This is a genomic window from Amycolatopsis coloradensis (assembly GCF_037997115.1).
GTDB lineage: Bacteria > Actinomycetota > Actinomycetes > Mycobacteriales > Pseudonocardiaceae > Amycolatopsis > Amycolatopsis coloradensis_A.
In genome coordinates, this window is sequence record NZ_CP150484.1 from 8,064,071 (window position 1) to 8,080,347 (window position 16,277).

11 protein-coding genes are annotated in these 16,277 nt (G+C 69.1%); 3 read left to right on the forward strand and 8 right to left on the reverse strand.

The genetic code is table 11. From position 1 onward, the window contains the following. Positions 1–75 precede the first annotated feature (75 nt). Positions 76–840 carry a precorrin-6A synthase (deacetylating) gene (gene cobF / locus LCL61_RS37670; protein ID WP_340684151.1) on the forward strand — a complete coding sequence of 255 codons (765 nt, stop codon included), beginning with the start codon at positions 76–78 and terminating at the stop codon, positions 838–840. 267 nt (positions 841–1,107) lie between these two features. On the opposite strand, the gene LCL61_RS37675 is transcribed toward cobF, so the two are convergent. Continuing rightward, entirely contained in the window at positions 1,108–2,358 is a 1,251-nt protein-coding gene (locus tag LCL61_RS37675; protein ID WP_340684152.1) for a S8 family peptidase, read from the reverse strand. A 261-nt stretch (positions 2,359–2,619) separates the two neighbouring features. On the opposite strand from LCL61_RS37675, the gene LCL61_RS37680 reads away from it, so the two are divergent. Then, positions 2,620–3,570 carry a hypothetical protein gene (locus LCL61_RS37680; RefSeq protein ID WP_340684153.1) on the forward strand — a complete coding sequence of 317 codons (951 nt, stop codon included), beginning with the start codon at positions 2,620–2,622 and terminating at the stop codon, positions 3,568–3,570. 5 nt (positions 3,571–3,575) lie between these two features. On the opposite strand, the gene LCL61_RS37685 is transcribed toward LCL61_RS37680, so the two are convergent. Further along, positions 3,576–5,213 carry an acyl-CoA synthetase gene (locus LCL61_RS37685; RefSeq protein ID WP_340684154.1) on the reverse strand — a complete coding sequence of 546 codons (1,638 nt, stop codon included), beginning with the start codon at positions 5,211–5,213 and terminating at the stop codon, positions 3,576–3,578. Positions 5,214–5,413: 200 nt separating this feature from the next. On the opposite strand from LCL61_RS37685, the gene LCL61_RS37690 reads away from it, so the two are divergent. Then, positions 5,414–7,120: a bifunctional 3'-5' exonuclease/DNA polymerase gene (locus LCL61_RS37690; protein ID WP_340684155.1), complete on the forward strand. Its 1,707-nt coding sequence runs from the start codon at positions 5,414–5,416 to the stop codon at positions 7,118–7,120. A 250-nt stretch (positions 7,121–7,370) separates the two neighbouring features. Here the strand turns inward: LCL61_RS37690 and hrpA are convergent, their stop codons facing one another. The 6 genes from hrpA to LCL61_RS37720 all read right to left on the reverse strand — a co-directional run bounded on the left by hrpA (position 7,371) and on the right by LCL61_RS37720 (position 16,094). Further along, a complete protein-coding gene (gene hrpA / locus LCL61_RS37695; RefSeq protein WP_340688778.1) occupies positions 7,371–11,207 on the reverse strand; it encodes an ATP-dependent RNA helicase HrpA in 3,837 nt (1,278 codons plus the stop codon). 123 nt (positions 11,208–11,330) lie between these two features. After that, a complete protein-coding gene (locus tag LCL61_RS37700) occupies positions 11,331–12,494 on the reverse strand; it encodes a lactate 2-monooxygenase (protein WP_340684156.1) in 1,164 nt (387 codons plus the stop codon). A gap of 13 nt (positions 12,495–12,507) precedes the next feature. Beyond that, positions 12,508–13,716 (reverse strand): cation:proton antiporter, encoded by a 1,209-nt coding sequence (locus LCL61_RS37705; RefSeq protein ID WP_340684157.1) that lies wholly within the window; start codon positions 13,714–13,716, stop codon positions 12,508–12,510. Positions 13,717–13,758: 42 nt separating this feature from the next. Further along, complete coding sequence (locus tag LCL61_RS37710) at positions 13,759–14,070, reverse strand: hypothetical protein (protein WP_340684158.1); 312 nt, start codon at positions 14,068–14,070, stop codon at positions 13,759–13,761. Positions 14,071–14,119: 49 nt separating this feature from the next. Beyond that, positions 14,120–14,578, reverse strand: coding sequence for a GNAT family N-acetyltransferase (locus tag LCL61_RS37715; protein WP_340684159.1), 459 nt, complete (start codon positions 14,576–14,578; stop codon positions 14,120–14,122). Between the two features lie 46 nt (positions 14,579–14,624). Then, positions 14,625–16,094, reverse strand: a complete 1,470-nt coding sequence (locus tag LCL61_RS37720; RefSeq protein ID WP_340684160.1) for an APC family permease — start codon at positions 16,092–16,094, stop codon at positions 14,625–14,627. Between the last annotated feature and the right edge of the window lie 183 nt (positions 16,095–16,277).

Below are 16,277 nucleotides of genomic sequence, written 5' to 3' on the forward strand. Positions count from 1 at the left end.
ACAGGTGGAGCGATCACTTCCTTTATACCCCGTGGGGGTAGGGGTTTGCACAGAGGGTGCGGGCACACTGCGGAAATGAGGAAGATCTCCGCCATCGGCATCGGCGCCGGCGACCCGGAACACCTGACCGTCCAGGCCGTCCGGCGGCTGAACGAGACCGATGTGTTCTTCGTCCTCGACAAGGGTTCGGAGAAGCAGGACCTGACGGCGCTGCGCCAGGAGATCCTCGACCGGTTCGTCGAACGGCCCGGCTACCGCGTCGTCCGGGCGCCGGACCCAGAACGCGACCGTACTCCGGACGACTACCGGAAGGCCGTCGCCGACTGGCACCGGCTCCGGACCGACGTCTACGAAAGCATGATCGCTTCCCTGGGCCCCGACGAGCGGGGCGCGTTCCTCGTGTGGGGAGACCCCGCCCTCTACGACTCGACCCTGACGTTGCTGGACGCCGTACTGGTCAGGGGGAACGTCGAGTTCGAGTACGACGTCATCCCAGGCGTCAGCAGTGTGGCCGCGCTGACGTCCCGGCACCGGACCACGATGAACCAGATCGGCCGCCCGGTCCTGGTCACGACCGGCCGCCGTCTTGAGGCCGGCTGGCCCGCGGACGTCGACGACGTCTTCGTGATGCTGGACGCGAACTGCACTTTCTCGCAGTTCGTCGACACGGGCCTGGAGATCTACTGGGGCGCATACCTCGGAACCCCCGATGAACTCCTGCTGTCCGGTCCCCTGTCCGCCGACCTGGCCGCGGAAATCCGCACCGTCCGCGCCTCCGCCCGGTCCCGAAAGGGCTGGATCATGGACATCTACCACCTACGCCGCCCGACCCGTTCCTAACCCCTCACCCGCCACGCCCCTCCCGTCACCCACGTGCCCAAACCCGTGACTCGTGTGATCAGGGGCGTGACTGGCGTGATCAGGTGGACGACACGCGTGTTTGGGTGGACGACACGGCCCACGACCTCGGGCGACGCCGTGTCGTCCGTCTGATCACGGGAGTTACGTCCCCTGATCACGCGAGTTCCGGATTCCATCNGCACTGGCTCGCCTCCCCGTGGACGCCGGCGCCTGGAGTACGCCGGGGGCAGCCTGTCCGAAAGGGTCTTACTTGACCTGGAGCAGCTTGTTCGCCGTTCCGCCGGTCGGGTTGCTGATCTTGCCGTCCGCGGCGGCGCCGACCAGGCCTTCGGCGACCTGGGCCGGGGTGGCGTCAGGGTGCGCCGAGAGGTACAGCGCGGCGGCACCGGCGACGTGCGGCGCGGCCATCGAGGTACCGCTGATGGTGTTCTTGGCGTCGTCACCGGTCGCCCAGGACGAGGTGATGTCGACACCCGGCGCGTACAGGTCCACGACCGAACCGTAGTTCGAGAAGCTGGCCTGCTTGTCGGTCTTGTCACTGGCCGCCACCGTGATGGCCTCCTTCACCCGGGCGGGCGAAGTTGTGCCGGCGTCGGAGGACTCGTTGCCCGCCGCGAGCGCGAAGGTCACGCCCTTGTCGATGGCTCCCTTGACCGCCGCGTCCAGGGCGTCGTCCGCGCCGCCGCCCAGGCTCATGTTGGCGACCGACGGGCCCTTGGCGTTCGCCGCGACCCAGTCGACACCGGCGACGACGCCTTCGGTGGTGCCGCTGCCGTTGGCGTCCAGCACGCGGACGCCGACGATCTTGACGCCCTTGGCCAGGCCGTACTCGGTGCCGCCGATGGTGCCGGCGACGTGCGTGCCGTGGCCGTGTTCGTCGTTGGGGGTGTCGTCGTTGTCGACGAAGTCCTTGCCGCCGGTCGCACGGTCACCGAACGTGGCGTGCGAGCCGCGGACACCGGTGTCGATGACGTAGGCGGTGACGTTGTCGGCCTTCGTCGGGTAGGTGTACTTGTTGTCGAGCGGCAAGTCGGCCTGGTCGACGCGGTCGAGGCCCCACGACGGCGGGTTGTCCTGGGTCTCGCTGATCTTGAACGTCTTGTTCTGGACGACGTACGCGACCTGCGGGTCGGCGGCGAGACGCTTCGCGGCGGCCTCGTCGGCCTTGATCGAAAAGCCGTTCAGCGCCGAGCCGAACGTGCGGGACAGCGTGGTGCCGTACTGACCGGTGAGGCCCTGCGCCTTGGCGGCCACGTTCGCGGTGATCTCGTTCGCCGCGGCCACGCCCTGGCCGACCGCGGTCGGCTTGAGGACGACGATGTAGCTGCCGCCGACCGCGTTGGCCGCACCCGCGCCGCGGATCTCGCCCTGCTGCTCGGCGTTGGCCGCACCCGCGCCGAACGTGGCGACCGCCGCGGTCACACCGGCGAGGGCGACTCCCGCCACGAGGCCGCTACGGGTCTTTCGGGACTTCAGGTTCTTCCGGGACTTGCTCACTGGTTCCCTTCCTGCCGCGCCGTGCGGATCACCCGGGAGGATGATCGTTGTTGAGAGCCATGCAAGCCGGTGCGCTGGTGGCCGGGCAATGATTCACAGTTACCAGTACTAGGCCATAAGGCGTAACGGCGCTGGTCCGGAAAGTCGTTTTCGCCTGGCAGAAGGCGCCCCTGAAGCGTTACCTCAGACTGTTAAAGTTATTCGTGTTGTTATCAACCGGGCGGTGTCAGGGAACGGCAGACGGGGGCGGTCGGGCAGCATATGGTGGCGGGGAGCGCGGCGGACCGAGTGACCACGGACGATGAAGACCAGCCGCGTACCGCGTTCGCCACCGCGTTGAGATCGGCCATCGCCACCAGCGGCCTGAGTCTCGACCGTATCCAAGCCCGGCTCCTCGCGCGCGGCGCGTCGGTGAGCGTGACCGCGCTGAGTTACTGGCAATCGGGCAAACGTCAGCCGGAACGGCAGAGTTCGCTGTCCGCGGTCCGGGTCCTCGAGGAGGTCCTGGCGATCCCCGCCGGTTCGCTGCTCAGCCTGCTGCCGCCGCCGCGGCCGCGCGGGGCGTCGTCACGCCGCAGCCGGGCGACCACCGAGCAGCCGCTGACCTTCCCGCTCGAGGCGCTCCAGGCGCTACTGGAGAAGGTCGGTGCACCCAACGCGCTCGAACAACACCATCAGCTGAAACTCGTCGGCCTGCACGACCTGTGCGAGATCGCCGAGGACGGCGGGCAACGCGCGGTGACCGCGCGGGCGGTGTTCCAGGCGGGCGCGGACGGGCAGGACCGCTGGCTGCTCGTCTACGCCCAGGGCGATCCGGAGGCCGGGCCGCCGGTACTGAACACACTGCGCAACTGTCACGTCGGCCGCGCCGAGGTCGACGATGAGCACGGGCTCACCGTCGCCGAGTTGCTCTTCGATCGGCCCATCGACCGCGGCGAGACGCATCTGATCGAGTACTCGCTGACCAATCCCGGACCGCCGTACCCGGAATGCCGGAACACGCATTACCGCGAGTTCCGGCGTCCCGTGCGCGAATACCTGCTGGAGGTCCGGTTCGCCCCGGGCACCGTCCCGGCCAAGTGCTGGCAATATTCGCGCCAAGGCACCTCGCCGATGGACCGGAAGGAACTGAAACCGGACCAGGGCAACGGCGTCCACGCCGTCGCGCTCGACTTCGGCCCCGGCGTTTTCGGCATCGACTGGGAGTACTGATCGCCTCAGTGCAGCTTGTTGCGCAGCACCTTCCCGGTCGCGTTGCGCGGCAGCTCGTCGAGGAACTCCACGTCGCGCGGCACCTTGTACCGGGCCAGGTTGGCCTTGACGTACTCGCGCACGCCGTCGACGTCCAGATCCGATTTCTCGGCCCGCACCACGAAAGCCTTCAGCCGCTGTCCGAACTCGGGATCGTCGACCCCGACCACGGCGGCTTCGATCACGTCCTCGCGTTCGACCAGGAGGTTCTCGACCTCGATCGGGAAGACGTTCTCGCCGCCGGAGACGATCATTTCGTCGTCGCGGCCGTCGATGAACAGCAGGCCGTCCTCGTCGAAATGGCCGACGTCGCCGCTGGAGAGCAGCCCGTCGATGATCTCCTTGTTACGCCCGTCGGTGTAGCCCTGGAAGCTCAGCCCGCTGCCGACGAACACCCGGCCGGTCACATGCGGCTCGGTGATCTTGCCGCCCTTTTCGTCGTACAGCGCGACCTTGCAGCCCACCGGCGCGCGGCCGACCGTGCCCGGCGCCTTGCGCCAGTCCTCGGGCGTCGCGACCGTCGCGACCGCGACCTCGGTGGAGCCGTAGAGGTTGTGCACGACGTCGCCGAACGCTGCGGTCGCGCGGTTTCCCAGATCCGGTGACAACGCCGAGCCGGCGACGAAGATGATCCGCAGGCACGAGGTGTCGTACTTGGCGCGAACCTCCTCGGGCAGGTCGACGATCCGCTGCAGCATCGTCGGCACGAGGACCAGCGTGGTGCAGCGGTTCTCCGCGACACCGCGCAACGTCTCCTCCGGCACGAACTTGCGCCGCATGACGACCTTCGAGCCGAGCGCGAAGGACAGGATGAACTGCGACAACCCGGTGCCGTGGAACAGCGGCGCGCCCATGTAGGTCGCCTCGCCGGTCCGCAGCGGGATGCGGTCGAGGAACTGCGCGGAGGCCAGCGCGGAGGTGTGCGGCCGCGGCGCGCCCTTCGGCGTCCCGGTGGTGCCGCTGGTCAGCAGGATGAACCCGCCCGGTTTGGCGGGCGCGGGCCACGGGCGGTCGTCGGTGCTGGCGACCAGTTCGGTGACGATCGGGATCTCGTGCCCGGAGAGCTCGGCGTCCGAATCGACCCACGCGAGGTAGTGGTCGACGTCGCCCTCGACCGCGTCCAGCAGGTCGGTGAACTCCTGGTCGTACACGAGCGCGGTGACGCCTTCACGCTTCGCGACGTCCGCGAGCTGTGGTTTGGCGAACCCGGTGTTCATCAGCAGCAGCTTGGCGCCGAGCTTGCCCGAGGCGAGCATCGTCAGCACGAGACCGCGGTGGTCCCGGCACAGCGCGGCGATCACCGAACCCGGGCCGAGGCCGCGTTCGGACCACGCCCTCGCCAGCGCGTTCGACTGAGTGTCGAGCTGTTTGAAGGTCAGCGGGCCGAGCTCGTCGATGATGCCGGTCGCGGTCGGGTCCCGGCGGGCGGCGATCATGTTCGCGCCGGCGAACGGGCCCCATTTGCGCACCATGACCAGCGAACGCAGGCCCTCGTCGACCCGCGGGATGGGGAGCAGGCCCGCTTGGCGCATCACGTCGATGCTGCGCACGGTCTCGGTCACCTTGCCCGCCACCAGGGTGGCGAGGCCGGTGGGGTTTCTCATCCGGGCACCTCCGTTGCTGCTGCGGCGAGACACCATGCCCCCGGCGGGTTCGCGTACCGGCGGTATGGGGTTGCTACTCGACAGTAGCCGACCGATAGCGCAGGCGCACTAGCCCTCCCCGCCCCACTACCACCCTCAACGGACAGCTGCGCTGACCTCCACACCCAAGTGACAGAAATGTCGGGGGGAACCACCACAATGTGAGTGTGCAGGCGATCGCAGGTCAAGAGGAGGATGGCGACTTCGCGATCGCTTTTTCCGGGCAGCCGCCGCGGCAGGGCCTGAAGCTCCCGGAGTTCGTCGGCGAAGTAAGGCGGTTGGAGGCCGAGCACTCACCCCGTTGGGTGTTCCCGTCGGTCGACGGGACGTATCCGGCGCTGATCAAGGCGGGTGTCCGGGTGCGGCGCTGTCATGACCTGGCGCTGACCGAGGGATTGCTCCTGGCCCACGAAGGCCGTCCGCAGGAGTCGCGGAGCCTCCGTGCCGCGCTGGCCAGGGCGAACGGCCAAGAGGCGCCCGCCGACGAGCCGCCGCTCTGGGCCGAGGACGACCAGCCGACGCTGTTCGAGACGCGGGGGCCGCGGCTCCCCTCCGGTGTCACGGTGATCGACGCGGCGCGCCGGGTGCTGGCCGAGCAAGAGAAGCGGGTCGCCGCCACCGAGCGCCCGGAGCGGTTACGGCTGCTCTTCGCGGCGGAGTCGGCGAGCGCGCTGGCGGCCGCCGAGATGTCGGCCGACGGGCTGCCGTGGCGGGCGGACCTGCATTTGGCGTTGCTCGCCGACCAGCTCGGGCCCCGCGTTCCGGCCGGGCACCGGCCGAAGCGGCTGGTCGAGCTGGCGGCCAAGATCAGTGCCGCGTTCGGTGGGCGTCCGGTCAACCCCGACGCTCCGGCCAGCGTCGTCCGCGCGCTCGGCAGGGAGGGCATCGAGGTCTCGTCGGCCAGGAAGTACCTGCTGCGCGACATCGACCACCCCGCCGTCCCGCCGCTGCTGGAGTACAAGGAGCTCGCGCGGCTGCATTCGGCCAACGGGTGGACCTGGCTCGACGAGTGGGTGCACGACGGCCGGTTCCGCCCGCACTACGTCGTCGGCGGGGTCGTTTCCGGCCGGTGGGCGAGCCGGGGCGGGGGCGCGCTGCAGATCCCGAAGATCCTGCGGACCTGCGTCCGGGCCGATCCGGGCTGGAAACTGGTGGTCGCCGACGCCGCCCAGCTGGAGCCGCGGGTGCTCACCGCGTTGTCCGGAGACCGGAAACTGGCCGAGGTCGCCGCGGCCACGGATCTGTACGCGAGCCTCGCCGAGGCGATGTTCTCCGGAGTGCGCCGCGTTCCGGTGCCCGCGTGGGACGACCGGGACGACCGAGACCGCGCGAAAATCGCGATGCTGTCGGCGATGTACGGCGGCACGTCCGGCGAGGCGGGACCGTTGCTGGCGTTGCTGCGCACCAGGTTCCCCGACGCGGTGTCCTATGTGGAGCGTGCCGCGCAGGCCGGCGAACGCGGTGAGCGCGTCCGGTCCCGGCTCGGCCGCACTTCGCCCGCGCCGTCCGAAGCCTGGCGAGCGCTGACCGGCGGGGCCGCGGAGGACGAGGCCGCCGAGCTGAAAGCACGCCAGGCGTCCCGCAACTGGGGCCGCTTCACCCGCAACTTCGTCGTGCAGGCGAGCGCGGCGGACATGACCGCGGTCCTGCTCGCGACCCTGCGGAGCAGGCTCCCCTCCCCCGCGCATCTGGTGTTCTTCCAGCACGACGAGGTCCTGGTGCACACCCCGGCCGAGTTCGCCGACGAGGTCTCGCAGTCCATTGTGGACAGTATGACCGAGGCGGCGCGGATGCTCTTCGGTCCCGCTTGCCCGGTCCGGTTCCCGCTGCACATCGCCGCCGTGGACACCTACGCCGACGCGAAGTGACCCCCTCCTCCATCCCATCCCGTCCCATCCCGCGAGTCGTCCGTTCAAACACACGTGTCGTCCGTCTGATCACACGTGTCGTCCATCGGATCACGCGAGTTCCGTTCCAGGCGATGGGACACGTGACCAGATGGCGAACTCGCGTGATCCGATGGACGACACGCGTGATTGAACGGACGACACGCGTGATCAGGCGGCGGCGAACTCGCGTGATCGGAGGCGTAACTCGCGGAGCACCGCAAGTAGCTGACTAATTGCGGGGGGCGGCGGCGTCGTCCAGTGCTTTGATGACGCGCTTCAGCGAGACGGGGTGGGCGGTACCGAGCGTCTGGGCGAAGAAGCTGACCCGCAGCTCCTCGAGCATCCACCGGATCTCCCGCAGCGCGGGCGACGAGGTGCCTGGCGGCAACGCGTCCAGCGCCGCCTGGTACTCGTTGCGGAGCCACGCGATGTCGCCGGTGCGCTGGATGTCCCGCGTCGGCTCGGTCGGGAGTTTCTCCAGCCGCCGTTCGATCCCCCGCAGGTATCGGATGACGTGCTTCAGCCTGTCCTGCCCGGTCTCGGTGACGAAACCCTTGTGCACCAAGCCGTCCAGCTGCGCGCGGATATCCGCGAGCGAGTCCTTCGGGCCGCGCGTGTCGGCCAGCCGGGTTTCGACGTCGTTGGCCGCGCGCAGGATCTTCTCGACGTTGGTCAGCACGTCGAGTACCCCGGGGTTCAGCCCGGCGCGCACCTTTTCCAGCAGGACGGCGAATCCGGCCTCGTCCCAGCGCGGGCCGCCGTTGTCGGCCACGAGCTTGTCGACCGCGCAGTCCACACAGTCTTCGAGCAGTGCCGCCACGGAGCCGTGCGGATTCCGGTTCAGCACGAGTTTCGACGAGTTGCCGAGGTTGCGGGTGATGAACTTCATCGGCGACGGGATGTTCAGCCGCAGCATCCGCCGAGTACCCGCCCACATCGACTGTTCCTGCTGGCCCGGCGTGTCCAGCAGCCGCACCGCCACGGAACCACCTTCGTCGACCAGCGCCGGATACGCCTTGACGTCGTGCCCGCGCTGCTTGCTCGCGAACACCTTGGGCAGCTCGCCGAACGCGGGCGTCGTCAGGCCCTCACGCTCGATGCTGTCGGCGGCCTTGGAGATCGTCGCGCGCACCTGGCCGCTCAGATCTCGTTTGAGCGCCTCGATGTCCTTGCCCTCGGACACCTTCTTGCCGCGGACGTCGACCACGCGGAAGGTCATCTTCAGATGTTCGGGAACCGCCGGCAGTTGCCAGGCGTCGTCGGGGATCACCACCCCGCGCAACGCTTCCAGCTCGTCGGCGACGACGTGCAGCAGCGGCCCCTCGGCCGGGCCGACCCGCGACAGCACCAGTTTCGCGTGGTCGGGCGCCGGCACGAAGTTGCGCCGGATCGCCTTGGGCAGCGACTTGATCAGCTGCGTCACCAGTTCTTCCCGCAGGCCGGGGACCTGCCAGTCGAAGCCGTCCGCGGTGACCTGGTTCAGCACCGGCAGCGGGATGTGCACGGTGACGCCGTCCGCGTCGGCCCCCGGCTCGAACTGGTACGTGAGCTTGAAGGTCTGGCTGCCTTGGGTCCAGAAGTCGGGGTAGTCGGCCTCGCGCACGCCGCCGGCGGTCTCGTTGATGAGCATCGTCTTCTCGAAGCTCAACAGGTCGGGCTCGGTGTGGCGCGCCTTCTTCCACCAGCTGTCGAAATGCCGCGCGGAGACGACGTCGGCCGGGACGCGCTGGTCGTAGAACTCGAACAGCGTCTCGTCGTCGACCAGGATGTCGCGGCGGCGGGCGCGGTTCTCCAGGTCCTCGACCTCGTCGAGCAACGCACGGTTCTCGCGGAAGAAGTGGTGCCGGGTTTCCCAGTCGCCTTCCACGAGCGCGTGCCGGATGAACAGCTCGCGGCTCGTCTCCGGGTCGATGCGGCCGTAGTTGACCCGGCGGTCGGCGACGAGCGGAACGCCGTACAGGGTCACCTTCTCGAGCGCCATCACCGCGCCCTGCTTGCGCTCCCAGTGCGGCTCGGAGTAGTTCCGCTTCACCACGTGCCCGGCGAGCGGCTCGACCCACTCCGGCTCGATCCTCGCGTTGACCCGGCCCCACAGACGGGAGGTTTCGACGAGTTCGGCCGACATCACGAACCGCGGCTGCTTCTTGAACAGCGCCGAACCCGGGAACACCGAGAACCGTGCCCCGCGCGCGCCGAGATAGTCGCCCTTGGCCGGATCCTTGAGGCCGACATGCGACAGCAGCCCGGCGATCAGCGACGTGTGCACACGTTGCGGATCGGCCGGGCCGGAGGTGTCGAGGGTGATACCGAGCGGTTTGGCCAGCTGACGCAGCTGGCTGAAGATGTCCTGCCATTCGCGGATGCGCAGGTAATTCAGGTACTCGTTGCGGCACATCCGGCGGAACTGGTTGCTGGACAACGCCTTCTGCTGCTCGGTGACGTACTCCCACAGGTTCAGGTACGCGAGGAAGTCGGACGTCTTGTCCGCGAACCGCGCGTGCTGCTCGTCCGCCGCCTGCTGCTTCTCCGCCGGCCGCTCGCGCGGGTCCTGAATGGACAGTGCGGCGGCGATGATCATCACTTCGCGGACGCAGCCGTTGCGCGAGGCCTCCAGCACCATCCGCGCCATTCGCGGGTCGACCGGGAGCTGCGCGAGTTTGCGGCCGGTCTCGGTCAGCTTCTTGCCGTCGGACATCTCGAACGCGCCGAGCTCCTGCAGCAGCTGGACACCGTCGGTGACCTGACGGCGATCCGGCGGCTCCACGAAGGGGAACGCCGCGATGTCGCCGAGGCCGAGCGAGGTCATCTGCAGGATGACCGACGCGAGGTTGGTCCGCAGGATCTCCGGATCGGTGAACTCGGGCCGGGCGTCGAAGTCGTCTTCGGAGTACAGGCGGATGCAGATACCGTCGGACGTCCGGCCGCAGCGGCCCTTGCGCTGGTTCGCCGACGCCTGCGACACCGGTTCGATCGGCAGCCGCTGCACCTTGGTGCGGTGGCTGTAGCGCGAGATCCGCGCGGTGCCGGGGTCGACGACGTACTTGATGCCCGGCACGGTCAGCGAGGTCTCGGCGACGTTCGTCGCGAGCACGACACGGCGCCCGGTGTGGCGCTGGAACACCCGGTGCTGGTCCGACGACGAGAGCCGGGCGTACAGCGGCAGGATCTCGGTGTTCCTGAGGTCCTGTTTGGACAGGGCGTCCGCGGCGTCGCGGATCTCCCGCTCGCCGGAGAGGAACACCAGGATGTCACCCGGTCCCTCGTGCTGGAGTTCGTCGACGGCGTCGCAGATGGCCTGCGTCTGGTCGCGGTCCTGATCGGCGTCCGGATCGTCCGGATCGATGATCGGCCGGTAACGGACCTCGACCGGATACGTCCGGCCGGAGACCTCCACGATCGGCGCGTCGTCGAAATGCTTGGAGAACCGCTCCGGGTCGATGGTCGCCGAGGTGATGATCACCTTGAGATCGGGTCGGCGCGGCAGGAGCTGCTTGACGTAGCCGAGGATGAAGTCGATATTGAGGCTGCGCTCGTGCGCCTCGTCGATGATCAGCGTGTCGTACTGCCGCAGCATCCGGTCGGTCTGGATCTCGGCGAGCAGGATGCCGTCGGTCATCAGCTTGACCAGCGTGTCCTGGCCGGAGTGGTCGGTGAACCGGACCTTGTAGCCGACGGTCTCGCCGAGCTCGGTGTTCAACTCGGAGGCGATGCGATCGGCGACCGTGCGCGCGGCCAGCCGCCGTGGTTGCGTGTGCCCGATCTGGCCCCGGATACCGCGGCCGAGCTCGAGGCAGATCTTCGGCAGCTGGGTCGTCTTCCCCGAACCGGTCTCGCCGGCGACGATCACCACCTGGTGGTCGCGGATGGCCTCGGCGATCTCGTCCTTGCGCTGGCTGACGGGCAGCTCTTCGGGGAACGAGATCTTCGGGACGCTGTCCCGCCTGCGGGTGATCCGGAGTTCGGCGGCCTCGATGTCGGCCTCGATCTGGGCGGCGATCGACTCGGCGTTACGCGCTTTCCGGGCACCGTCGAGCCGGCGCCGGAGGCGATGCTCGTCGCGCGACATGAGTTCGGGCAGGCGAGCGCGCAGGGCGCCGAGCGGGGAAGGTTGAGAAGCCATGACCGGCACCAGGATAGCCGTGCGTGACGATCCGGGCCTCCGAATATGCCGGAGGCGACACCGCGCTGGTCAGGAGCGGGTGAGCGAGCCCGGCGTGAGGTCGGCGAGCCGCCGGTGCCCGGACAGGCCCATGGTCAGGTCGAGGTCGGCGAGCAGGCTCCGCAGCACGTGCCGGACGCCGTCCTCCCCCGCGTGCGCCAGGCCGTACACCCACGGCCGCCCCACCAGCACGGCCTTGGCCCCGAGCGCGAGCGCTTTGGCGATGTCGGCGCCGGTGCGGATGCCGGAGTCGAACAGGATCTCCAGCCGGTCGCCGACGGCGGCCACGATCTCCGGGAGCGCGTCGAGTGAGGCGATCGCGCCGTCGACCTGACGGCCGCCGTGGTTGGACACGACGATCCCGTCCATCCCGGCCTCGACGGCGCGGCGCGCGTCGTCGGGGTGCTGGATGCCCTTGAGCACGATCGGCCCGTCCCAGTGCTCGCGCAGGAACGGCAGCCGGTCCCAGGTGCTGTCGGTGCCGGTGATCATCGAGATCCAGCGCAGGATCGCGGTGGGCGGATCCTCTTCGGGCGTCTTCTCCAGCAGACCGCGGAACACCGGGTCGCTGAGCGGGACACCGAGCCCGATGCCCTTGATGAACGGCAGGTACGCGTGGTCGAGGTCGTTCGGGCGCCACGCGAGGGTCCAGGTGTCGAGCGTGACCACGAGCGTCGTGAAGCCCGCGGCCTTCGCCCGCGCCAGGATGCTCGCGCAGACCTCGTTGTCCGTCGGCCAGTACAGCTGGAACCAGCGCGGCCCGTCTCCACTGGCCTCGGCGACGTCCTCGATGCTCGTGGAGGACGCTGTCGACATGACGTACGGCAGGCCGACCGACGCCGCGGCCCGCGCGGCCGCCGGTTCGGCGCCCTCGTGCACGATCGACTGGACGCCGACCGGCGCCAGCAGCACCGGCGCCGGCACCGGCGTCCCCAGCACCGTCGTCGACAGATCGCGTTCGGTGGCGCCGGTGAGCATCCTGGGCACGAGGCGCCAGCGGTCGAACGCCTCCCGGTTGGCACGCGCGGTGGCGCCCGATCCGGCCGAGCCCGCGACGTACCAGAACGGTCCGGGCTCCAGGATCTCCCGCGCGGACTCCTCCAGTTTCGTGGCGTCGGTGGAGCACGGCGGGAAGGTCCCGCCGAGCCCCTGCAGGTAGATCTCGTTCTGGTAGCCGCCGAACCGTTCGGTCACCCAGGCCTCCTCGTCACGTCGCCCTGGCCGGCTCGTCGCGGCGGGTCGAGCCTCGGACAATACTCGCCGGTAGCAACCAGGTGAGCTTCTCGGAGCGGATGACCGCGACTGGACCGATCACGGCCAGCAGCAGGACGTAGCCCGCGACGAACGGCGCGACCCGCGAGTCGAGCCCGGCCGCGGTCGCCATCGCCGCGAGCACGAGCGAGAACTCGCCGCGGGTGAGCACGGTGAGCCCGATGTTCACCCCGGCCTGGCGGCCGAACCCGTGCAGCCGCGCGGCCAGCGCGCCGGCTCCGAGGTTCAGCACGATCGTCAGCGCCACCGCGATCAGCACCGGCACGACCACCGAGCCGACCGCGTTCGGATCGATGCTGAGCCCGAAGATGAAGAAGAACAGCGCGCCGAACGCGTCCCGCAGCGGGAGCACCAGCTTGTGGATACGCGGCGCGACCTTCGAACCGCCGAGCATCATGCCGACCATGAACGCGCCGATGGCGTCGGACACGCCGACCTCTTCGGCGACAGCGGCACCCATCACCGCGACACCGACGAAGCAGACGGTGAGCAGCTCGTCGTCGGCCGAACCGAACAGCTTCGACACCACCCGGCCGCCCCAGCGGGCGAGCGCGGCCATCACGATCAGGAACGCGAAGGCCTTGCCGAAGTCGGCGAGCGCCGAACCGAAGCTCCCGGCGCCGGACAGCACCGGCTGCAGCAACGCCAGGTACAGCGCGAGGAACAGGTCCTCGATCACGATGATGCCCATGATCAGCCGGGATTCGGGATTGTTCATCCGGCGTGATTCGAGCAGGAGTTTGGTGACGATCGCGGACGACGAGATACCGATGGCACCGGCGATGACCAGCGCTTCCCTGGTCCCCCAGCCCAGCAGGAAGCCGAACGCGAGGCCGCCGCCGATGTTGAGGATCAGGTAGATCAGCCCGGACCAGACGAGTTTGCGCCCGCCCTTGGCCAGGTCGTCGAGGGAGAACTCGAGGCCGAGGTAGAACAGCAGGAAGACGAGACCGAGCCCGGCGAGCACACCGAGTTCGGCCGGATCGTCCACAAGGGACAGTCCGGGAGTGTTGGGGCCGAAGACGAAACCGGCCAGCATGAACAGGGGGATGGTCGGCAGCCCGATACGGGCGCCCGCTCTGGCGATGACACCGGCGGCGAGGAACGCCCCGCCGACGGCCAGCAAGGCATGACCGGAACTCATGGAGACCTCCGATGGTGGCTGATGCGGCGATGTGAGAACCGGTCAGCGCGGAGGGGCCCGTGCGGGCGCCTGGGGCACCGCTCGGGTGATGACGACGGATTCGCCCTGCTCAGGGGCGTGGCCGGCGTCCGGGAGGTCGACGGTCTCCGCTTCGGCGGGAGCGTCGGCGAGGGGAACGGCTTGCCCGCCATGGAAGGCGGGCAGCGGATGGGTCGCGAAGACGGCGACGGGATCTTCCTTCGCGGTCCGCCCGTGCCCGTGGGGAACGGTCGGCGTGACGAAGGCGAAGACGAGCAAGATCAGCAGGAAGAAGACGGAACGGTGCCGCGTGGCGGGGGCACCGTTCGTCGTCATCTGCCCGCCACTTTACCAGTCCTTTATAGACATATCGACGAGAGATCTGTCACGGCTCGCGCCACATCGGCCGCATCGGCGGCCCGCCCTCGACCGCGAAAGCCGGTCCGTGATCGCGGAAACCCAGCAGCCGGTACAGTTTCGCGCTCTCCGCGCTGCTCACCTCCAGGTACGCGGGCACCGCGCCGCAGCGGTCGAGCCCGTGCTTCAGCAACCGTGCGCCGATCCCTTGCCGCCGCGCGGTCTCGCGGACGCCGATGAACTGCGCGTGGTGGTACTCCCCGCCGGGAGCGTGCTCCGTCATCAGCTCGGACAACGCCGTCAGCCTGCCGATTTCTTCCCCGGTGAGCCCGGCGAACGCGTCGTCGTCCAGGTCCTCCTCTCCGGCCGGCGTCCAGAGGACGGCGCCGGACAGGTCGCCGGAGACATCGACGTGACCGCCCGCGGCGGCGCTCGTCCCCTGGGAAGACCCACGCGCTGACCAGGTCGTCGTGGAACACCTCGGCAAGCACGTCGATCACGGTGTCCATTTCGGACGGTCGGCGGCCGGACGATCATCGCCCCGCTCTCAGCGCGACGGGTTCGTCCTCTTCGAGCGGACCGCCGATGGCGGCGTACGTCTCGGGATCCTTTGTCCGCAACACTTCCGCGCGCAGGAAGCCGGCCAGTGCCGCGACGAGCACGAGACCGGACAGCCCCCAGCGCAACAGGAACGTCCCGGCCGGGCCGAGCAGCAGATCGAAGTTGAGCAGGATCAGCGCGAGGACGGCCGACAGGGCGAGCATCGCCGCCCCCGGCGCGATCCAGCGGCGCCAGGCGTTTTCGGCGTCGCGGCGCCGTTTGAAAAAGCCGATCACCGAAAGGGAGACGGCGATCATGATCACCACGACACCGGTGGACGCCGTCGTGCCGAGCCAGGTGAACAGTTCGGTCACCGGATCGCGGCCCGCGATCGCGAACAGCGCCACGACCACCAGCGCCAGCGCGGTTTGCGTGAGCGAACCGGCCACCGGCGCGCCGGTGCGTTTGCTGGTCTTGGCCAGTGAGCGCGACAGCAGCCCTTCCCTGCCCAGCGCGAAGAAATACCGCGCGACGGCGTTGTGGAAGCTCAGCAGCGCCGCGCACTGGCCGGTCACGAACAGCGTGTACGCGACATCGGAGAACGTCTCGCCGAGGTGCTCGCCCGCGAGGTTGAACAGCAGGTCCGGGCCCTGCGCGGCCGCGGTGGTGACGATGACGTCCGGCCCGGTCGCCACCGCCAGCGCGAGCGACGAGACGACGTAGAGCACCGCGGTGAGCCCGATCGCCGCGTACGTCGCGCGCCCGACCGTGCGGCTGGGTTCCCGGGTCTCCTCGCCGTAGGTCGCCGCGCCCTCGAAGCCGATGAACGCGGCGGCGGAGAACGCGAACACCGCGCCCACGCCGGTGGTGAACAGGCTCGACGGCTCCAGCGGGGCCCAGGAAACGGTGCCACCGGCCGGATTCGCGAACAACGCGATGTCGACGATCGCGACGACGGCGACTTCGAGGCACAGCGCCACCCCGAGCACCTTGGCGTTGAGATCGACCCGCAGGACGCCGAGCGCGCCGACGATCAGCACCATCACCAGCGCGCACAGCCACCACGGCGGCGGGGATCCGGTGAGCGTGCCCAGCCAGGTCGACACCGACCAGCCGAACAGCCCGTAGATGCTGATCTGGATGGCGTTGTAGGAGATCAGCGTGACGAACGCGATCCCGGCGCCGGTGGATTTGCCGACCCCGTTGGCGACGTAGGGGTAGAACGCACCCGCGTTGGTGATGTAGCGGCTCATCGCGGCGTATCCGACCGCGAACAGCCCCAGGATCGGGCCGAGCAGGAGGAACGACAGCGGCACCCCGATACTGCCGGTGACCGCGTAGTTGGTCGGGACCCCGCCCGCGATGGCGAACAGCGGACCCGCCGCGGCCACCACGAAGAACACGATCTGCGCGGCTCCGAGCCGTCGATGGCCGAGACCGCGCCGCGGTCTTTGCGTACCCATGAACCCGTCCCCCCGGACGTCGGTTTGGCGCTGAAGATTCTTGATCTTGCGAGAGCCATCCCACCCTAGGGCCGGCCACTTCGGCGAGGTACGTCCGTTCAGGCTAAAAACGGGCCTCGGGTCGCAGTGGTCCGTGCGCTACCGCTACTTTGGCCGTCCCGCACTACAACGCCGGAGGGCGTG